This is a genomic window from Pseudomonas sp. Sample_11 (genome assembly GCF_004307505.1).
Taxonomy (GTDB): domain Bacteria; phylum Pseudomonadota; class Gammaproteobacteria; order Pseudomonadales; family Pseudomonadaceae; genus Aquipseudomonas; species Aquipseudomonas atacamensis.
This window is the reverse complement of record NZ_RCOD01000032.1, coordinates 1-19162: the sequence shown is the minus strand read 5'-3', so window position 1 is coordinate 19162 and position 19162 is coordinate 1. Positions and strand designations below refer to the sequence as shown.

The following is a 19162-nucleotide window of genomic DNA, read 5'->3' as shown; positions in this document are numbered from 1 at the left end:
GTAATGCAGCCCGGGACGCTCCGCGTCCCATCCAGAGCCGAACGCGGAGCGTCCGTTGAGGCGTTCCCACGCAGAGCGTGGGAACGATCAGTCAGCGAGCCAACTCATTCATCCGCTGAAGCACGGCATTGAGGCCATTGCTGCGCGATGGCGATAGCTGGCGGGACAGGCCGAGCTGATTAAACCAATCCGGCAAATCGATTTGCTTTATATCAGCCGCCGACAAGCCGTTAACCCGCAACAGCAGCAACGCCACCAACCCGCGAATCATCCGCGCATCGCTGCTTGCCTTGAACTGCCAGTGTCCGTCGCGCAACTCACCGACCAGCCACACCTGACTCTCACAGCCATGCACCCGGTTGGCCTCGCACTTTTGCGCGTCATCCAGCGCCGGCAGACGATCACCAAACTGCATCAGCAACCGCGCCCGCTGTTCCCAGCCAGCCGCGTTCTGAAAGATCTGCAGCGCCTCAGCCGCTTCAACCGGCAGGCTCATCGCAACATCTCCAGCGCCTGATCCAGCGCCTCGAAAAAGCGCTCCAGATCTTCCGAGTCGTTATACAGCGCCAGCGACACGCGAATTGCGCCGGCCAGTTCGAAGCTTTTCATCAGCGGCATGGCGCAGTGATGCCCCGCACGCACGGCGATGCCTTGTTCGGTCAGCAGATGCGCCAGATCAGCGTTGTGCACGCCTTCGACGACAAAACTGGCCAGCGCCAGTTGCGGCTTGCCGAGCAGGCGAATGCCATTGCGGGCGGCGAGGCCGCGCAGCAGATAGTCGTGCAGTGCCGCTTCATGGGCAGATACGGCGTCCTGATCCAAACCGGCCAAGTAGTCGAGGGTCGCTCCGAGGCCGATGACGCTGGCGATCGGCGGTGTGCCTGCCTCGAACCCCAACGGCGCCGGGCGGAAGCGCGAATCCTGATAGTTGGCGTCGAGCACCATCTCGCCGCCGAACTGCCAATGCTGCAATTGCTCCAGCGCAGCGTTGCGCCCGAACAGCACGCCCAGACCATCGGGGCCGTAGAGCTTGTGGCTGGAAAACACATAGAAGTCGCAACCCAGCGCCTGTACATCATGCCGGCCGTGCACCACACCTTGCGCGCCATCGACTACCGTGAGCGCGTTCTGCGCCTTGGCCATGCCCAGCAAAGCGGTCAGTGGCTGACAGGCGCCGAGCACATTGGACAACTGGCTGACCGCCAACAAACGCGTGCGCGGGCCGATCAGATGCACGGCAGCGCCGAGGTCGATCAGGCCGTCGGCATCCAGCGGCAGGATCACCAGTTTCAGCTGACGGCGTTGCGCCAGTTGCTGCCACGGCAGCAGGTTGGCGTGATGCTCCAGGGCGCTGATGACAATCTCATCGCCCGGCTGAAACAGAGGCTCCAGACCATAAGCCAGCAGATTCAGCGCGCTGGTGGCGCCGTGGGTGAAGATGATTTGCCCGCTGTCACCGGCATTCAGCCATTGGCCAACCTTGCGCCGACTGTCTTCGAACGCTTGCGTCGCGTGGGCGCCGGGCAGGTGTTGCGCACGATGCACATTGGCCGCGCCGTTGGCGTAGTAATGCGTCAGTGCGTCGAGCAGGGCTTGTGGTTTTTGCGTGGTGGCGGCGCTGTCCAGATAGGTCTGGTCTTGCCGTTGCAGAGCGGCGATAGCCGGGAAATCGGCGCGCCAGGGGGAGGGGATCATCATGGGTTCAGCCCTGTGAAATTGGGCGGGATGTACGCCAAACCTTGTGGGAACGAGCTTGCTCGCGAAAGCGTTCTTGATTACGCCAAAAGCTTCGCGAGCAGGCTCGCTCCCACAGGAGGTCGATGTGCTGCTTAGTTGTGAGCGTGCAGCGCTTCGTTCAGTTCGATCGCCGATTTGTGGGTCTTGCATTCCACAGCACCGGTTTCCGAATTGCGACGGAACAGCAGATCAGTCTGACCGGCCAGCTCACGTGCTTTCACAACCTTGACCAGATTGTTGTGCTCGTCCAGCAGCGCAACCTTGGTGCCAGCGGTCACGTACAGGCCCGACTCCACAGTATTGCGGTCGCCTAGCGGAATGCCGATACCGGCGTTGGCGCCGATCAGGCAGCCTTCGCCGACCTTGATCACGATGTTGCCACCGCCCGACAGGGTGCCCATGGTCGAGCAACCGCCGCCCAGGTCCGAACCCTTGCCGACGAAGACGCCAGCGGAAACGCGGCCTTCGATCATGCCCGGGCCTTCGGTGCCGGCGTTGAAGTTGATGAAACCTTCGTGCATCACGGTGGTGCCTTCGCCGACATAGGCGCCCAGACGCAGACGTGCAGCATCAGCGATACGCACGCCGGCCGGTACCACGTAGTCGGTCATTTTCGGGAACTTGTCCACCGAGAACACTTCCAGCAGCTCGCCGCGCAGGCGTGCTTCGAGTTGCATTTCTGCCAGTTCGCTCAGGTCGATCGCGCCCTGGCTGGTCCACGCCACGTTCGGCAGCAGCGGGAAGATACCGGCCAGGCTCACGCCGTGCGGCTTGACCAGACGGTGCGAGAGCAGATGCAGCTTGAGGTAGGCCTCAGGCGTGGAGGTCAGTTGCGCGTCTTCGGCCAGCAGCGTGGCGACCAGCGGCTTGTGGCTTTCAGCCAGGCGGGTCAGCAGCTTGCCTTGCACGGCGTCGATGCCTTTCACGGCTTCAGCCAGTTGCGCAGCCTGGGCGGTGGTGAAGGTGATGGCCTGGTTGCCTTCGGTGTAACCGAGGATCGGCGCAACAGCCGCGACCAGTTCGGCCGAAGGGTTGAGCAGTGGCTGTGCGTAGAACACTTCCAGCCATGCGCCTTGACGGTTCTGGGTGCCGACACCAAAAGCGATGCTGAACAGGGAATTGGACATGTGAATACCTCTACAAAGAGTGACGGGCTGCTTACTTCAGAGCAGCCGCGTAGATATCTGGCTTGAAGCCAATCAGGGTTCGGTCACCGAGATCGAGCACCGGGCGCTTGATCATCGAGGGTTGTGCGAGCATCAGTTCGATGGCTTTCGCCTGGTCGAGATCGGCTTTGCGTTCGTCGTCGAGTTTGCGAAAGGTCGTGCCGGCGCGGTTCAACACGGTTTGCCAGCCGTGCTCGTCGCACCATTGGGTCAGGTGCTCACGGTCAATGCCGGCGGTCTTGTAATCGTGAAAGTCATAGCTGACAGCGTGTTCATCGAGCCAGGTGCGCGCCTTTTTCATGGTGTCGCAGGCTTTGATGCCGAAAAGGTGCAACGTTTTACTTGAAACGGCCAAGGAATCGCCCCCTTTACAGGTGCTGGAAAAAAATGGTGACGGATTATGCCATGACCGGACGGTTTCGCGGCGCCTCAGGTCGATTTGGCAATGCAAAACCCCTGTAGGAGCTGACGAGTGAAACGAGGCTGCGATCTTTTGATCTTGTTTTCAAAGATCAAAAGATCGCAGCGTTCCGCAGCTCCTACAAAAGCGAGGGCTGCGACGTATGTGCAACGGTCAGCCACAGCCTAAGGCGCTAATATGGCAGTTCAACGCTGTCGATCGCCTGAGATTCTGGTTTTATGCAAACTGCTTACACCGTCCTCATCCTGCTGATGCTGGTCAGCGTCTCGCGACTGGTCGGGCGGGTCATCCCGCTGCCGTTGCCGCTGGTGCAAATTGCTGCCGGTGCCTTGCTCGCCTGGCCGACGCTTGGCCTGCACGTCGCCCTCGATCCCGAATTGTTCCTGTTTCTGTTCCTGCCGCCGCTGCTGTTTTCCGATGGCTGGCGCATGCCTAAACGCGCCTTCTGGCAATTGCGCGGACCGATCCTGACCCTGGCCGTCGGCCTTGTTCTGTTTACCGTGGTCGGCGCCGGTTATTTCATTCATTGGCTATTGCCAACGATTCCGTTGCCGGTGGCCTTTGCCCTGGCAGCGGTTTTGTCGCCAACGGACGCCGTGGCGGTTTCAGCGATTTCGCAGAACCGTCTCCCGACGCCGCTGATGCACATCCTTCAGGGCGAGGCGCTGATGAATGACGCCTCAGGCCTGGTGACCTTCAAGTTCGCCCTCGCTGCAGCGGTCACGGGGGTGTTCTCGTTGACCAATGCCAGTCTGACCTTCGTCGCGGTGGCGCTCGGTGGCCTGGCGGTCGGTGTAGCGTTGAGCTGGCTGGTCGGACGCCTGCGCGCGTGGATGATCGCCCGTGGCTGGGACGATCCGGCCACGCATGTGGTGTTCATGTTGCTGCTGCCGTTCGCCGCTTATGTACTGGCCGAACGTTTGGGCGCTTCAGGGATTCTCTCGGCGGTGGCAGCGGGGATGATGCAGAGCTGGCTCGATCTGCTGCCACGCCAGACCAGCACGCGACTGCTCAACCGCAGCGTTTGGGCGCTGCTCGAATTTGCGTTCAATGGCTTGATCTTCCTGCTGCTTGGCCTGCAATTGCCAGACATCATCAAGGCGGTGGTCAGCCATGAGCCGACGCTGTGGCCGACGCTGTTCTATCGCTGCCTCGATGTGTTGGCGATCTTCGTCGCCCTGGTGCTGCTGCGGTTCATCTGGGTGCAGAGCATCTGGCGCTTGTCGGTGTTGCTGCGCCGACTGCGCGGCAAGGGTGAGCTGACGCAAGTGCCGACGGCGCGTTCATGCTGGTTGCTGACGGTGGGCGGTGTGCGCGGGGCGGTGACGCTGGCGGGCGTGATGTCGGTACCGATGCTGATCGGCGCCGAGGCTTTTCCTGAGCGCGACTTGCTGATTTTCATCGCGGCCGGGGTGATTCTGCTGTCGCTGGTCTCGGCCTGTATCGCGCTGCCCTTGCTGCTGCGCGGCATCGACAAAAGTCCTGACGACAAGCGTCGCCAGGAAGTGCGCGACGCTTGGCGCAAAACTGCCGAAGCGGCGATTCACTCGCTGGAAAGCGAAGAGGTGGTCCCACAGGATGCCGCTCAAGCGGCGCTGGCAGCAGAGCTCAAGGCGCGGATCATGTCCGAATATCGCCATCAACTTGATGTGTTCAATGATTCCGCCGAAGCCCAGGCGCTGGCATTCCAGATGGATCTGCTTGAACGGCGTTTGCGCTTGAAAGCGCTGCGCGCGCAACGTCTGGAACTCTACAGCCTCAGTCGTCAGCACCAGATCGGTGATGACGTGTTGCGAGAAGTGCTGGGGGAACTGGATTTGAGCGAGGCCAATCTGGGGCAGGTCAAATAACCGCTTGAGCGCTTGCAGCAGGGGGCTGCCGCAAGCGCTCCGCGATCACTTCTGGCGGGTGATGAAGTCGCGAATCCGTTCGGCGGCTTCGACGCATTCCGCCAGCGGCGCAACCAGCGCCATGCGCACACGGCCGGCGCCAGGATTGACGCCATCGACATCGCGAGACAGGTACGAGCCCGGCACCACGGTCACATGCTCCTGCTCGAACAGATCACGGCAGAACGCCGCATCATCGCCCTGCACATTCGGCCACAGATAGAAGCTGCCGTCCGGGCGCTGTACGTCCATGACCGGGCTGAGAATGTTCAGCACCGCATCGAACTTCTCGCGGTACAGCGCACGGTTGGCGCGCACATGCACTTCGTCATTCCACGCGGCAACGCTGGCCAGTTGAGTCTGTACCGGCATCGCGCAGCCGTGGTAAGTGCGATAGAGCAGGAAACCCTTGAGGATGTCGGCATCGCCGGCAACGAAGCCTGAACGCAGGCCCGGCAGGTTGGAGCGCTTGGACAGGCTGTGAAAGACCACGCAGCGCTTGAAGTCATTGCGGCCCAGTTCGACGCAGGCGCTGAGCAGGCCCGGCGGCGGGGTTTGTTCGTCGAAGTACAGTTCGCTGTAGCACTCGTCGGCGGCAATGACGAAGTCGTACTGATCAGCCAGGGCGATCAACTTCTTCAGAGTCTCGACCGGAATCAGCGCGCCGGTCGGATTGCCCGGCGAGCACAGGAACAGAATCTGGCAGCGCTGCCAGATCTCCGGCGCTACTGCGTCGAAGTCCGGGTTGAAGCCGTTTTCATCCAGGCATGGCAGGTAATGCGGCTTGGCCCCGGCGAGGAACGCGGCGCCTTCGTAGATCTGATAGAACGGGTTCGGGCTGACCACCAGCGCATCGTCGCCATGGTTGACCACGGTCTGGGTGAAGGCGAACAGCGCTTCACGGGTGCCGTTGACCGGTAGCACATTGCGCGCCGGATCGATCCAGCCGTTCGGCACGCCAAAACGACGCTCGCACCAGCCGGCGATGGCTTCGCGCAGGGCCGGGATGCCGAGGGTGGTCGGGTACACCGCCATCTGATCCAGACTGTTCGCCAGCGCTTCGGCGACAAAACTCGGCGAACGGTGTTTCGGCTCGCCGATCGACAGGGCGATCGGGCGCTTGTCCGGGTTCGGCGTAACGCTGCCGAGCAGGGCGCGGAGCTTTTCGAACGGGTACGGCTGGAGCTGGTTCAGAGCGTTGTTCATGGGGGCCTCTTTTAAATGCTCAAGAGCTTTCTGTGGCGAGGGGATTTATCCCCGTTGGGCTGCGCAGCGGCCGCAAAACCATTCACTGCGGTTCAACTGAATGTCCGCATACACAGGTTTTACGACTGCTTCGCAGCCGAACGGGGATAAATCCCCTCGCCACAGGGGATTGTATGTACCGGAGGAAGGCATGGGCTGCATTCACACGGATAAACGGGTGATTCAGATACTGATCCGCGAAAGTTTGATATCCGGTTCCTGATTGACGCTCAGCTGTTCGACGATCGCATCCTGCAGACGGCTGCACAGCAGCGGATCGGACAGCGGCTGGTTGTGCGCGTCGGTGATGAAGAACACGTCTTCCACGCGCTCGCCCAGGGTCGCAATCTTGGCGTTCTGCAGCGACAGGTCGAACTCGAGGAAAATCCCCCCGACCCGCGCCAGCAGGCCCGGCCGGTCAGGCGCCGTCAGTTCCAGCACGGTCACCGGACGCTGGGCGTCGTTGTGAATGGTGACCTGCGGCGCAAAGGCGAAATGCTTGAGCTGGCGAGGCACCCTGCGCTGGATGATCGTCGGGTAGTCGTCCGGGTTGCGCAGCGCTTCGGTCAGGCCTTCACGGATCTGCTTGATCCGCGCGGGGTTGTCGCCGATCGATTCGCCTTCGTTGTCGAGCACGATGTAGGTGTCGAGAGTGAACTGGCTGCTCGAGGTGATGACCCGGGCGTCGTGAATGTTCAGGTTGAGCTGGTCCATCGCCGCCACGGTCACGGCGAAGAAATCGTGCTGGTCCGGTGCATAAATGAAGATCTGCGTGCCGCCCTCGAACTCGCGCTGGGTGGTTTCCTTGATCAGCACCAGCGGCCCGCCATCAACCGGTTGCTGCAGGATCGCATCGCTGTGCCAGGCTACATCGCCGGCGGTGTGGCGCAGGAAATAATCATCGCCCAATTGCGCCCACAGTTGCTCGACATCGTCCGGGTCGGTGCCGCCGCGCACCAGGATGTCCAGCGCGGCACTTTGCGTCTGGCGGATCTGTTCTTCGCGATCCACCGGGTTTTCCAGACCCCGGCGCAGGGCGCGCTTGGTCTCGGTATAAAGCTGGCGCAACAGGCTGGCGCGCCATGAGTTCCACAGCGTCGGGTTGGTCGCATTGATGTCGGCCACGGTCAGCACGTAGAGGTAGTCGAGGCGGGTTTCGTCGCCGACCGCCTGGGCGAAATCGTGGATCACCTGCGGGTCCGACAGATCCTTGCGCTGCGCAGTGGTGGACATCACCAAATGGTTCTGCACCAGCCAGACGATCAGTCGGCTGTCCCATACCGGCAACTGGTGACGCTGGCAGAACGCCTCGGCATCGACCGCGCCGATCTCCGAGTGATCGCCATGCCGGCCCTTGCCGATGTCGTGATACAGACCGGCCATGTAGATCAGCTCAGGTTTGGGCAGCTTGGCCATGAGCTTGGCGGCCAGCGGAAATTTCTCCGAGACCTGGGTGTACTGCAGTTTGCGCAGGTGCTTGATCAGATTCAGCGTGTGCGCATCGACCGTATAGATGTGGAAGAGGTCGTGCTGCATCTGCCCGACGATAAAACCGAACTCCGGCAGATAACGGCCGAGAATGCCGTAACGGTTCATCCGCCGCAGATTGCGGTGGATGCCGATCTTGCACTTGAACAGCTCGATGAACAGGCTGGTGTTGCGGATATCGTTGCGGAAGTTGTCATCTATCAGGTGCCGATGTTCGCGCAGCAGACGAATGGTGTCGGCGCGCACGCCTTTGATTTCCGGCTGTTGGGCCATCAGCACGAAAATTTCCAGCATGGCGAACGGCGTGCGGCGGAACACATTGTCATTGCGCGCTTCGATGTAACCGTCATGCAGCTGGAAGCGTGAATTGATCGGTTGCGGCGGCGCCTCGTCTTCCGGAGCGAGGATGACTTCCTCGAAGTGCTGGATGATCAGATCGCTCAGTTGGGCGATGCTCATCACCGTGCGGAAATACTGCTGCATGAAGTTTTCGACCGCCTGTTTGGCGTCGTCTCCTTCAAAGCCGAGCAGGCCGGCAATGGTGCGTTGATGATCGAACAGCAAGCGGTCTTCCGAGCGGCCGGCGAGCATGTGCAGGGCGTAGCGCACTTTCCAGAGGAATTCCTGGGAGGAGGCGAGCAGGGCGTTTTCGCTTTCGACCAGAAAGCCTTCGCCAGCGAGGGCGCGCAGGTTCAGGGTGCCGTACTGACGGCGGGCGACCCAGAGGATCGTCTGAATATCGCGCAGGCCACCGGGCGAGCCTTTAACGTTCGGTTCGAGGTTGTACTCGGTGTCGTTGTATTTGTGGTGACGTGCTTTCTGTTCTGCACGCTTGGCCAGGAAGAACTCCTTGGCCGGCCACATGTGCGCGGTGCTGGTGACGTCGAGCATGCGCTGGCGCAGACGCTCGGGGCCGCAGATGGTGCGGCTTTCCATCAGGTTGGTGACCACCGTCAGGTCGGCGCGGGCCTCTTCGGCACACTCATCGACCGAGCGCACGCTCTGGCCGACTTCCAGACCGATGTCCCACAACAGCGTCAGAAAACGCTCGATGGAGTCGCGGAAAACTTCGTGGTCAGCGCTGTCGAGCAGGATCAGCAGATCAATGTCGGAATAGGGATGCAGCTCGCCGCGACCGTAGCCGCCTACCGCCACCAGAGCGATGTCGGCGTCTTCGCTCCAGTTGAACTGCTCCCAGGCCTTTTGCAGGATATTGTCGACAAACCAGGCGCGGTCTTCGATCAGGCGGCGGATGTCGCGGCCCTTGCGAAAACGCGTGTCGAGAACCTCGCGGGCCTGGCGGATCGCCTTCTTGAACGCCGCGATGGGACTCGCTTTGAGGGCCAGTTCAGCCTGGAACTGGCCGCGGTCGAAGAGTTCGGGATCCACCTGCGGCATCGATTGGCTTTCCTTCTATAGGCTGGGAGCGTTCTGGGTGTCAGGCCGAGATACGCGGGATGGTGTCATCGCTGCGCAAAGTGAAAATCTCGTAGCCGGTGTCGGTGACCAGCAGGGTGTGTTCCCACTGGGCCGAGAGCTTGCGGTCCTTGGTGATCGCGGTCCAGCCGTCGCCGAGAACCTTGGTGTCGGCCTTGCCCTGGTTGATCATCGGCTCGATGGTGAAGGTCATGCCTGCCTTCAGTTCCATGCCAGTGCCGGCGCGACCGTAGTGCAGGATCTGCGGCTCTTCGTGGAAGACCTTGCCGATGCCGTGGCCGCAGAACTCGCGCACCACCGAGAAACCGTTCTTTTCCGCGTGCTTCTGGATCACTTCACCGATGTCGCCGAGGCGGCAGCCAGGTTTGACGATCTCGATGGCCTTGTACATGCATTCCTGGGTGACCTGCGACAGGCGCTCGGCCCAGACCGGTACCTCGCCGACGTGGAACATGCGGCTGGTATCGCCGTGGTAGCCGTCCTTGATCACCGTGACGTCGATGTTCAGGGTGTCGCCGTTTTTCAGCGGTTTGTCGTTCGGAATGCCGTGGCAGACCACATGGTTGATCGAAGTGCAGATCGACTTCGGGTAGCCCTTGTAGTTGAGCGGGGCAGGGATGGCCTGCTGCACGTTGACGATGTAGTCGTGGCAGATCTGGTTGAGCTGATCAGTGGTCACGCCCGGTTTGACATGTTCGGCAATCATTTCCAGCACATCGGCGGCCAGTTTGCCGGCGACACGCATGCCAGCGATGTCCTCGGGGGTTTTGAGGTTGACGGTCATACAGGCTCTCTCTGCGCTCGGCGGCGCTTACGGATACGAATTGGGTGGCAAGCGTACATTTTGCGACCCTGAAAAACGCGATTCTACCAGACGAGAGGCGCAAATCCGCGCCTCCATGTCTGGCTTGTGTCTATACAATGGTGCCCATCGAGCCGATTCCAAGGGGGCTGCGCCCATGTCCTTGGTGCGAATAAAGATTCCGGGTTCCGTTTCTGCGCACCCTGTGGTATAAAATGCGCCGCTTTCCGGGGATGCCCCGAAAAGCTTAAATCCACACACGTGTCGACACGATGACCTGGGTGCCTTGGGCTTTATGCCTCTGGTTGGTCATTGGGATACGTGGAGGCCAAACCCGACTTATCAAGGAACTATCATGTCCCAAGTCAACATGCGCGATATGCTGAAGGCCGGTGTGCACTTCGGTCACCAAACCCGTTACTGGAATCCGAAAATGGGCAAGTACATTTTCGGCGCGCGTAACAAGATTCACATCATCAACCTTGAAAAAACCCTGCCAATGTTCAACGAAGCTCTGACTTTCGTAGAGCGTCTGGCCCAGGGCAAAAACAAGATTCTGTTCGTCGGCACCAAGCGTTCCGCTGGCAAGATCGTTGCTGAAGAAGCAGCACGTTGCGGCTCGCCGTACGTCGATCACCGCTGGTTGGGCGGCATGCTGACCAACTTCAAGACCATTCGTGCTTCCATCAAGCGTCTGCGTGACCTTGAAGTTCAAGCCGAAGACGGTACTTTCGCCAAGCTGACCAAGAAAGAAGCGCTGATGCGCTCCCGTGATCTTGAGAAGCTGGATCGTTCGCTGGGCGGCATCAAGGACATGGGCGGTCTGCCAGACGCACTGTTCGTGATCGACGTTGACCACGAGCGCATCGCGATCACCGAAGCCAACAAGCTGGGCATCCCGGTCATCGGCGTTGTCGATACCAACAGCAGCCCGGAAGGCGTTGACTACATCATCCCAGGCAACGATGACGCCATCCGCGCTATCCAGCTGTACATGGGTTCGATGGCTGACGCAGTTATCCGCGGCCGCAACAACGTTGCTGGCGGTACTGTAGAATTCGCAGCTGAAGAAACTCAGGCTGCAGCTGAGTAATCGACGCCCCTGGCGTTGACTCAGTAAGCAAAAAGGGGGCTTGGCCCCCTTTTTGCCACCTCGAAAACCATTTGTCGGCGCCCACGTCTGTATTTGTCATGTGCGGCAGCCAACATGGGTGGTTCGGGAAGAATTGAACGCCCGTTCGATCGGGTGGAATGGTTGAAAACCTATCCAAGAGGAATTTGAAAATGGCAGCAATTACTGCAGCGTTGGTCAAAGAACTGCGCGAGCGTACCGGCGAAGGCATGATGGATTGCAAGAAAGCCCTGGAAAAGGCTGACGGCGACATCGAAAAAGCCATTGATGACATGCGTGCTTCGGGCGCCATCAAGGCTGCGAAAAAAGCTGGCAACGTTGCCGCTGAAGGCGCAATCGCCATCAAGTCGAATGACAAGGCAGCCGTGCTGCTGGAAGTCAACTCGCAGACCGACTTCCTGGCCCTGCAAGACGACTTCAAGAACTTCGTTGCTGCCAGCGTAGAAAAAGCTTTCGACGAAAAACTGACCGACGCAGCTCCGCTGATCGCCGCTCAGGAATCGGCTCGTGAAGCGCTGGTTGCCAAAGTCGGCGAGAACGTCAACATCCGTCGTCTGGTACGCGTAGAAGGTGACGTTGTCGGCACTTACCTGCACGGTAACAAGATCGGTGTTGCTGTTGTCCTGAAAGGCGGTGACGTCGAGCTGGCCAAAGACATCGCTATGCACGTTGCTGCAAGCAACCCTGAGTTCCTGCTGCCTTCGCAAGTCTCCGACGAAGCGATCGAGCGTGAGAAAGCTGTGTTCCTGCAGCTGAACGAAGAAAAGATCAAAGGCAAGCCAGAAAACATTGTTGAGAACATGGTCAAGGGCCGTATCAGCAAGTTCCTGGCAGAAGCGAGCCTGGTCGAGCAGGCGTTCGTCAAGAACCCTGAAGTCAAGGTTGGCGAACTGGCCAAGAAAGCCGGTGCTGAAATCGTTTCCTTCACCTACTTCAAAGTAGGCGAAGGCATCGAGAAGCCGGTCGACAACTTCGCTGAAGAAGTTGCTGCCCAGCTGGCTGCCGCCAAGCAATAAGACGGTTTTCAACTGTCGCCCGAAAGAGGCTGCCCGCTAACGCGCGCAGCCTCTTTTCAGATGGGGTACCAATTTTTTATTTGGTTTCCACCCGGAACTGACTTACAAAGCCATGTTCCGATGGCGCTGCAGCAGCGCCAAGCTAGAGTGAACGCCAGCTGTAAACAGCTCGCAAAGAATTTTAAATACGCCGCAGGAGAGATTCGCAATGGCTCAGCAGGGCAGTGGTTATCAGGCTCGCTATAAACGCATTCTACTCAAGCTTAGCGGCGAGGCCCTGATGGGCTCGGAAGAGTTCGGGATCGATCCGAAGGTACTGGATCGCATGGCGCTGGAAGTCGGCCAACTGGTCGGCATCGGCGTGCAGGTCGGTCTGGTCATCGGCGGTGGCAACCTGTTCCGTGGCGAAGCCCTGAGCAAAGCCGGTATGGATCGGGTCACGGGCGACCACATGGGCATGCTGGCCACTGTGATGAACGCCCTGGCCATGCGCGATGCGCTGGAACGTGCCAATATCTCGGCCATCGTCATGTCGGCCATTTCCATGGTCGGTGTGACCGATCACTACGATCGCCGCAAAGCCATGCGTCACCTGAACTCCAAGGACGTCGTGATCTTCGCGGCCGGTACCGGCAATCCGTTCTTCACCACGGATTCGGCAGCCTGCCTGCGTGCAATCGAAATCGACGCCGACGTTGTGCTCAAGGCCACCAAGGTTGATGGCGTGTACACCGCAGACCCGTTCAAAGACCCGCATGCCGAGAAGTTCGATCATCTGACTTATGATGAAGTACTGGATCGCAAGCTGGGTGTAATGGATCTGACTGCTATCTGCCTGTGCCGCGATCACAAGATGCCGCTGCGCGTATTCAACATGAACAAGCCCGGCGCCCTGCTGAACATTGTGCACGGCGGCGCTGAAGGAACCCTGATCGAGGAAGTTCAACAATGATCAACGAAATCAAGAAAGACGCCCAAGAGCGTATGCAGAAGTCGGTTGAGTCCCTGGCTCACAACTTCGGCCGTATCCGCACCGGCCAGGCGCACCCAAGCATCCTGGAAGGCGTGATGGTGCCGTATTACGGCGCTGACACCCCGATCAAGCAAGTCGCCAACATCACTGTCAAGGACGCCCGTACCCTGCAGGTTGTCGCGTTTGAGCGCAACATGCTCGGTGCTGTCGACAAAGCGATCGGCAGTGCAGGTCTGAACTTGAACCCGACCAACCTGGGTGAGCTGTTGCTGATCAGCATGCCGGCGCTGACCGAAGAAACCCGTCGCGGCTTCACCAAGCAGGCGCGTGATGTGGCTGAAGATGCTCGTGTTGCCGTGCGCAACATTCGTCGCGATGCCAACAGCTCGCTGAAGGATCTGGTTAAAGAGAAAGAAATCAGCGAAGACGAAGAGCGTCGCGCTGCTGGCGAAATCGACGATCTGACCAAGAAGTACGTGGCTCAAATCGACGCGAACCTGGCGCAAAAAGAAAAAGACCTGATGGCCGTATAAGGGTCGAGCTTTAAATGGACAAGACCAAGCAGACTGCGCCGTCCGCGGTGCCGCGCCATGTCGCGATCATCATGGATGGCAATAATCGCTGGGCGAAAAAACGCTTTATGCCGGGTGTCGCCGGGCATAAAGCGGGCGTGGATGCTGTGCGGGCGGTGATCGAGGTGTGCGCTGAGGCCAAGGTCGAAGTCCTGACCCTGTTCGCCTTCTCCAGTGAAAACTGGCAGCGCCCGGCCGATGAAGTCAGCGCTTTGATGGATCTATTCTTCAAGGCGCTGCGTCGTGAGGCCAAGCGTCTCAACGACAACAACATCAGCCTGCGCATCATTGGCGATCGCTCGCGCTTCCACCCTGAGCTTCAGGCGGCGATGCGCGAGGCCGAGGCCATGACGGTCGGTGCCAACCGCTTTGTCCTGCAGATCGCCGCCAACTATGGCGGTCAGTGGGATATCGCTCAGGCTGCGCAACGTCTGGCGCGTGAGGTTCAGGCCGGGCACTTGCGCCCGGAGGACATTACCCCGGATCTGCTGCAAACGTGTCTGGCTACCGGCGATCTGCCGTTGCCTGACCTGTGCATCCGCACCGGTGGCGAGCATCGCATCAGCAACTTCCTGCTGTGGCAGCTGGCCTACGCCGAGCTGTACTTCTCCGACCTGTTCTGGCCGGACTTCAAACACGACGCCATGCGCACCGCGCTGGCCGATTTCGCTTCACGCCAGCGTCGCTTCGGTAAAACGAGCGAACAGGTCGAAGCTGGAGCCCGGGTTTAATGCTTAAACAACGAATCATCACTGCACTGATCCTGCTGCCGATTGCCTTGTGTGGGTTTTTTCTGCTCAAAGGTGCCGGCTTCGCGCTGTTCATCGGCCTGGTGGTGAGCCTCGGTGCCTGGGAATGGGCGCGTCTGGCCGGCTTCACCGCACAGTCGTTCCGCGTCGGCTTTGCCGCTGTGGTCGCCTTGATGCTGTTTGTCATGTACGTGTTGCCGGGCCTTGCGCCTTGGGTGCTCGGTGCATCGGTGATCTGGTGGGCGATTGCGACTTATCTGGTGCTGACGTATCCACGCTCCAGCGCGCACTGGTCCACAGCGGCAACCAAGCTGCTGATCGGCCTGCTGATCCTGCTGCCTGCGTGGCAGGGTCTGGTGCAGATCAAGCAGTACCCGCTGGGTAACTGGTTGATCATGGCGGTGATGGTGCTGGTCTGGGGCGCGGACATCGGCGCTTATTTCTCCGGGCGCAAGTTCGGCAAGCGCAAGCTGGCGCCGCAGGTCAGTCCGGGCAAGAGCTGGGAAGGTGTTTACGGTGGTCTGGCGCTGAGTCTGGTGATTACCGCGATCGTCGGGCTGGTGCGCGACTGGACCGTGGCCGAACTGCTCAAAGGCCTGGTCGGCGCGGCAGTGATCGTCTTCATTTCCGTGGTCGGTGACCTTACCGAAAGCATGTTCAAGCGCCAGTCCGGCATCAAGGACAGCAGTAATCTGCTGCCCGGGCATGGTGGTGTGCTGGATCGCATCGACAGCCTGACCGCAGCCATTCCGGTGTTCGCCGTATTGCTCTGGATGGCCGCACCGTGAGTCGTCCCCAGCAGATTACGGTGTTGGGTGCGACCGGTTCGATCGGTCTGAGCACCCTGGATGTGATTGCGCGTCATCCTGAGCGTTATCAGGTTTTTGCATTGAGTGGTTTCACACGCCTCAGTGAGTTGTTCGCCTTGTGCGTGCGTCATGTGCCGCAGTTTGCCGTGGTGCCTGAAGTGGCCGCAGCGCGCGGCTTGCAGGATGACTTGCGTGCAGCCGGTTTGCCGACTCGTGTGCTGGTAGGCGAGGAGGGCCTGTGTCAGGTTGCCTCCGCGCCTGAAGTCGATGCGGTCATGGCGGCCATTGTCGGTGCGGCGGGTTTGCGTCCGACACTGGCGGCGGTCGAGGCGGGCAAGAAGATTCTGCTCGCCAACAAGGAAGCGCTGGTGATGTCCGGCGCTCTGTTCATGCAGGCTGTGCGCAAAAGCGGCTCGGTGCTGCTGCCGATCGACAGTGAGCACAACGCGATTTTTCAGTGCATGCCAGCGGATTTCGCGCGCGGCTTGAGCTCGGTGGGGGTGCGGCGGATCTTGCTGACCGCCTCTGGCGGGCCTTTCCGGCAGACGCCGATGTCCGAGCTGGCGAATGTTTCGCCTGAGCAGGCGTGTGCACATCCGAACTGGTCCATGGGGCGCAAGATCTCCGTGGATTCGGCAAGCATGATGAACAAGGGCCTGGAACTGATCGAAGCCTGCTGGTTGTTCGACGCCAAACCGTCTCAGGTCGAAGTTGTGATTCATCCGCAGAGCGTGATCCATTCTCTGGTGGATTACGTCGATGGCTCGGTCCTGGCGCAGTTGGGTAATCCGGACATGCGCACACCGATCGCCAACGCCCTGGCCTGGCCTGAGCGTATCGATTCCGGCGTACCGCCACTGGATCTGTTCGCCATTGCGCGACTGGATTTCGAAGCACCCGATGAAAGCCGTTTCCCCTGTCTGCGTTTGGCCCGTCAGGCGGCCGAAGCTGGCGACAGCGCGCCGGCGATGCTCAACGCGGCCAATGAAGTGGCCGTGGCAGCGTTTCTCGACGGACGGGTTCGCTACCTGGAAATCGCGAGTATCATCGAGGAAGTCTTGAATCTGGAGCCGGTGGTGGCGCTGAACGATCTGGATGCCGTATTTACGGCGGACGCGAAGGCGCGATTGCTGGCCGAGCAATGGTTGAGTCGGCACGGCCGATAGTTTTTGCAACACAACGGCGACACGCGACACTGAACAGGATTGCGGAGAAAGTAGATGAGCGCGCTCTATATGATTGCCGGCACCCTGATCGCCCTGGGTGTGCTGGTCACCTTCCACGAATTCGGCCACTTCTGGGTCGCGCGTCGCTGTGGCGTCAAGGTTCTGCGTTTTTCCGTGGGCTTCGGCATGCCGCTGCTGCGCTGGCATGACAAGCAAGGCACCGAGTTCGTGGTCGCCGCGATTCCGCTGGGCGGCTACGTCAAGATGCTCGACGAGCGCGAAGGCGAAGTGCCGGTCGATCAGCTTGATCAGTCGTTCAATCGCAAATCGGTACGTCAGCGCATTGCTATTGTTGCCGCCGGCCCGATTGCCAATTTCCTGCTGGCGCTGGTGTTCTTCTGGGTGCTGGCGATGCTCGGCAGCGAGCAGGTGCGTCCGGTCATCGGCGCAGTCGAGTCTGGCAGCATCGCCGCCAGGGCGGGTCTGAGCGCGGGTCAGGAGATCGTCTCGATTGATGGTGAGCCAACGTCCGGTTGGGCTGCGGTCAATCTGCAACTGGTGCGTCGTCTCGGTGAAAGCGGTGCCATTCAATTGCTGGTGCGCGAGCAGGGTTCGACGGCAGAATCGCCGCGTACGCTGGCACTGGATAACTGGCTGAAAGGTGCCGACGAGCCGGATCCGATCCGCTCGCTGGGCATTCGTCCTTGGCGTCCGGCCTTGCCGCCGGTGCTTGCCGAACTCGATCCGAAAGGCCCGGCTCAGGCGGCGGGGCTGAAAACCGGCGATCGATTGCTGGCGCTTGATGGCCAGCCGCTCGATGACTGGCAGCAGGTGGTCGATACCGTTCGTACGCGTCCTGATACCAAAATCATGCTGCGCATCGAGCGCGACAATGCTCAAATCGACGTCCCTGTGACCCTGGCGGCGCGCGGTGAAAGCAAAGCGCCAAGCGGTTATCTGGGCGCTGGCGTCAAAGCCATCGACTGGCCGCCGGAAATGATCCGCGAAGTCAGCTATGGCCCGCTGGCCGCGATTGGCGAGGGTGCCCGTCGCACTTGGACCATGAGCATTCTGACGCTGGATTCACTGAAGAAAATGCTGTTCGGCGAGCTCTCGGTAAAAAACTTGAGTGGACCGATAACCATTGCTAAAGTGGCGGGCGCTTCTGCCCAGTCGGGCGTCGCTGATTTCCTGAATTTCCTTGCTTATCTGAGTATTAGCCTGGGCGTTCTGAATTTGCTGCCCATTCCTGTACTGGATGGGGGGCATTTGTTGTTTTATCTGATCGAGTGGGTGCGTGGTCGCCCCTTGTCGGATCGGGTGCAAGGTTGGGGGATACAGATCGGTATCAGTTTGGTGGTCGGGGTGATGTTGCTTGCTCTGGTCAACGATCTGGGTCGACTGTAACGCTTCGCTGAATTGCGAATCTGCCGCATTTTGCGGCAGTTTGTTTATTGCCAGTTGGAATAAGAAAGGACTTCATGAAACGTCTGCTGCTAACTGCGGTTCTCACCGTATTGATGATCGCCGAAGTTCACGCCGAGTCCTTCACTATCTCTGATATTCGCGTCAATGGCCTCCAGCGGGTCTCCGCGGGTAGCGTCTTTGGTGCCTTGCCGTTGAACGTCGGCGAGCAGGCGGATGATCGTCGCCTGGTGGAATCCACTCGTGCGTTGTTCAAAACCGGTTTCTTTCAAGATATCCAGCTGGGCCGCGAAGGCAACGTTCTGGTCATCACCGTGGTCGAGCGTCCCTCGGTCGCCAGTATCGAAATCGAAGGCAACAAGGCGATTTCCACTGAAGACCTGATGAAAGGCCTCAAGCAATCCGGTCTGGCTGAAGGCGAGATCTTCCAGCGCGCCACCCTTGAGGGTGTGCGTAACGAACTGCAGCGTCAGTACGTTGCCCAGGGTCGTTACTCCGCTACCGTCGATACCGAAGTGGTCTCGCAGCCGCGTAACCGCGTGGGTCTGAAGGTGAAGATCAACGAAGGTACCGTTGCCGCCATCCAGCACATCAACGTGGTAGGCAATACGGTTTTCCCTGAGGAAGACCTGACCGACCTGTTCGAACTGAAAACCACCAACTGGCTGTCGTTCTTCAAGAACGATGACAAATATGCCCGTGAAAAACTCTCCGGTGACCTGGAGCGTCTGCGTTCCTACTATCTGGATCGCGGCTATATCAATATGGACATCGCTTCGACCCAGGTATCGATTACCCCGGACAAGAAGCACGTCTACATCACCGTCAACGTCACCGAAGGCGAGAAGTACACCGTTCGTGACGTCAAGCTCAGCGGCGACCTGAAAGTCCCTGAAGAGCAGATCAAGTCGCTGTTGCTGGTGCAGAAGGGCCAGGTGTTCTCGCGCAAGCTGATGACCACCACCTCCGAGCTGATCACCCGTCGTCTGGGTAACGAGGGTTACACCTTCGCCAACGTCAACGGCGTGCCTCAGCCGCACGATGATGACCACACTGTAGACATCCTCTTCGCTGTCGATCCGGGCAAGCGTGCCTACGTCAACCGCATCAATTTCCGTGGCAACACCAAGTCCGA

The 19162-nt window shown here is 59.8% G+C and carries 17 protein-coding genes; 10 read left to right on the top strand and 7 right to left on the bottom strand.

Going from position 1 to position 19162, the window contains the following annotated elements:
• Positions 1 to 91: 91 nt before the first annotated feature.
• The 4 genes from D8U60_RS08400 to D8U60_RS08385 all read right to left on the bottom strand — a co-directional run bounded on the left by D8U60_RS08400 (position 92) and on the right by D8U60_RS08385 (position 3258).
• Complete coding sequence (locus tag D8U60_RS08400; RefSeq protein WP_130899908.1) at positions 92 to 496, bottom strand: SufE family protein; 405 nt, start codon at positions 494 to 496, stop codon at positions 92 to 94.
• Positions 493 to 1698, bottom strand: a complete 1206-nt coding sequence (locus D8U60_RS08395; RefSeq protein ID WP_130899907.1) for a cysteine desulfurase — start codon at positions 1696 to 1698, stop codon at positions 493 to 495. The genes D8U60_RS08400 and D8U60_RS08395 overlap by 4 nt, the downstream gene beginning before the upstream one ends.
• Positions 1699 to 1829: 131 nt before the next feature.
• On the bottom strand, positions 1830 to 2864 hold the full coding sequence (gene dapD, locus D8U60_RS08390; RefSeq protein WP_003222105.1) for a 2,3,4,5-tetrahydropyridine-2,6-dicarboxylate N-succinyltransferase: 1035 nt from the start codon (positions 2862 to 2864) through the stop codon (positions 1830 to 1832).
• Between the two features lie 31 nt (positions 2865 to 2895).
• Positions 2896 to 3258, bottom strand: a complete 363-nt coding sequence (locus tag D8U60_RS08385) for an ArsC family reductase (protein ID WP_038860603.1) — start codon at positions 3256 to 3258, stop codon at positions 2896 to 2898.
• Between the two features lie 284 nt (positions 3259 to 3542).
• On the opposite strand from D8U60_RS08385, the gene D8U60_RS08380 reads away from it, so the two are divergent.
• Positions 3543 to 5174 carry a Na+/H+ antiporter gene (locus D8U60_RS08380; protein ID WP_016771480.1) on the top strand — a complete coding sequence of 544 codons (1632 nt, stop codon included), beginning with the start codon at positions 3543 to 3545 and terminating at the stop codon, positions 5172 to 5174.
• A gap of 45 nt (positions 5175 to 5219) precedes the next feature.
• On the opposite strand, the gene dapC is transcribed toward D8U60_RS08380, so the two are convergent.
• The 3 genes from dapC to map all read right to left on the bottom strand — a co-directional run bounded on the left by dapC (position 5220) and on the right by map (position 10167).
• A complete protein-coding gene (gene dapC / locus D8U60_RS08375; protein WP_130899906.1) occupies positions 5220 to 6419 on the bottom strand; it encodes a succinyldiaminopimelate transaminase in 1200 nt (399 codons plus the stop codon).
• Between the two features lie 222 nt (positions 6420 to 6641).
• Positions 6642 to 9344 (bottom strand): [protein-PII] uridylyltransferase, encoded by a 2703-nt coding sequence (locus tag D8U60_RS08370; protein ID WP_041478131.1) that lies wholly within the window; start codon positions 9342 to 9344, stop codon positions 6642 to 6644.
• A 40-nt stretch (positions 9345 to 9384) separates the two neighbouring features.
• Entirely contained in the window at positions 9385 to 10167 is a 783-nt protein-coding gene (map, locus tag D8U60_RS08365; protein ID WP_024011828.1) for a type I methionyl aminopeptidase, read from the bottom strand.
• Positions 10168 to 10540: 373 nt separating this feature from the next.
• Between map and rpsB the strand changes: the two genes are divergently transcribed.
• The 9 genes from rpsB to bamA form a co-directional block, all read left to right on the top strand.
• Entirely contained in the window at positions 10541 to 11278 is a 738-nt protein-coding gene (rpsB, locus tag D8U60_RS08360) for a 30S ribosomal protein S2 (RefSeq protein ID WP_003222119.1), read from the top strand.
• A gap of 191 nt (positions 11279 to 11469) precedes the next feature.
• Positions 11470 to 12333, top strand: a complete 864-nt coding sequence (tsf, locus tag D8U60_RS08355; protein ID WP_016771476.1) for a translation elongation factor Ts — start codon at positions 11470 to 11472, stop codon at positions 12331 to 12333.
• A gap of 208 nt (positions 12334 to 12541) precedes the next feature.
• The gene (gene pyrH, locus D8U60_RS08350) at positions 12542 to 13285 is read left to right on the top strand and encodes a UMP kinase (RefSeq protein WP_011332683.1); all 744 of its coding nucleotides are present in this window, start codon (positions 12542 to 12544) and stop codon (positions 13283 to 13285) included.
• Positions 13282 to 13839 (top strand): ribosome recycling factor, encoded by a 558-nt coding sequence (frr, locus tag D8U60_RS08345; RefSeq protein ID WP_130899905.1) that lies wholly within the window; start codon positions 13282 to 13284, stop codon positions 13837 to 13839. Before pyrH ends, frr begins: the two co-directional genes overlap by 4 nt.
• Before the next feature lie 14 nt (positions 13840 to 13853).
• Positions 13854 to 14609, top strand: a complete 756-nt coding sequence (uppS, locus tag D8U60_RS08340) for a polyprenyl diphosphate synthase (RefSeq protein ID WP_016771475.1) — start codon at positions 13854 to 13856, stop codon at positions 14607 to 14609.
• Positions 14609 to 15415: a phosphatidate cytidylyltransferase gene (locus D8U60_RS08335; RefSeq protein WP_073476058.1), complete on the top strand. Its 807-nt coding sequence runs from the start codon at positions 14609 to 14611 to the stop codon at positions 15413 to 15415. The genes uppS and D8U60_RS08335 overlap by 1 nt, the downstream gene beginning before the upstream one ends.
• Positions 15412 to 16602, top strand: coding sequence for a 1-deoxy-D-xylulose-5-phosphate reductoisomerase (gene ispC / locus D8U60_RS08330; protein ID WP_130899904.1), 1191 nt, complete (start codon positions 15412 to 15414; stop codon positions 16600 to 16602). The genes D8U60_RS08335 and ispC overlap by 4 nt, the downstream gene beginning before the upstream one ends.
• A 54-nt stretch (positions 16603 to 16656) precedes the next feature.
• The gene (rseP, locus tag D8U60_RS08325; RefSeq protein WP_122698407.1) at positions 16657 to 18009 is read left to right on the top strand and encodes a sigma E protease regulator RseP; all 1353 of its coding nucleotides are present in this window, start codon (positions 16657 to 16659) and stop codon (positions 18007 to 18009) included.
• Between the two features lie 74 nt (positions 18010 to 18083).
• On the top strand, positions 18084 to 19162 hold a 1079-nt coding region (gene bamA / locus D8U60_RS08320; protein ID WP_130899903.1), incomplete at its 3' end, for an outer membrane protein assembly factor BamA.

What these genes read in the sequence shown, in the direction of transcription:
- D8U60_RS08400 (WP_130899908.1), bottom strand. Translation starts at nt 496, where the DNA reads ATGAGCCTGCCGGTTGAAGCGGCTGAGGCGCTGCAGATCTTTCAGAAC.
- D8U60_RS08395 (WP_130899907.1), bottom strand. Translation starts at nt 1,698, where the DNA reads ATGATGATCCCCTCCCCCTGGCGCGCCGATTTCCCGGCTATCGCCGCT.
- dapD (WP_003222105.1), bottom strand. Translation starts at nt 2,864, where the DNA reads ATGTCCAATTCCCTGTTCAGCATCGCTTTTGGTGTCGGCACCCAGAAC.
- D8U60_RS08380 (WP_016771480.1), top strand. Translation starts at nt 3,543, where the DNA reads ATGCAAACTGCTTACACCGTCCTCATCCTGCTGATGCTGGTCAGCGTC.
- dapC (WP_130899906.1), bottom strand. Translation starts at nt 6,419, where the DNA reads ATGAACAACGCTCTGAACCAGCTCCAGCCGTACCCGTTCGAAAAGCTC.
- D8U60_RS08370 (WP_041478131.1), bottom strand. Translation starts at nt 9,344, where the DNA reads ATGCCGCAGGTGGATCCCGAACTCTTCGACCGCGGCCAGTTCCAGGCT.
- map (WP_024011828.1), bottom strand. Translation starts at nt 10,167, where the DNA reads ATGACCGTCAACCTCAAAACCCCCGAGGACATCGCTGGCATGCGTGTC.
- rpsB (WP_003222119.1), top strand. Translation starts at nt 10,541, where the DNA reads ATGTCCCAAGTCAACATGCGCGATATGCTGAAGGCCGGTGTGCACTTC.
- tsf (WP_016771476.1), top strand. Translation starts at nt 11,470, where the DNA reads ATGGCAGCAATTACTGCAGCGTTGGTCAAAGAACTGCGCGAGCGTACC.
- pyrH (WP_011332683.1), top strand. Translation starts at nt 12,542, where the DNA reads ATGGCTCAGCAGGGCAGTGGTTATCAGGCTCGCTATAAACGCATTCTA.
- frr (WP_130899905.1), top strand. Translation starts at nt 13,282, where the DNA reads ATGATCAACGAAATCAAGAAAGACGCCCAAGAGCGTATGCAGAAGTCG.
- uppS (WP_016771475.1), top strand. Translation starts at nt 13,854, where the DNA reads ATGGACAAGACCAAGCAGACTGCGCCGTCCGCGGTGCCGCGCCATGTC.
- D8U60_RS08335 (WP_073476058.1), top strand. Translation starts at nt 14,609, where the DNA reads ATGCTTAAACAACGAATCATCACTGCACTGATCCTGCTGCCGATTGCC.
- rseP (WP_122698407.1), top strand. Translation starts at nt 16,657, where the DNA reads ATGAGCGCGCTCTATATGATTGCCGGCACCCTGATCGCCCTGGGTGTG.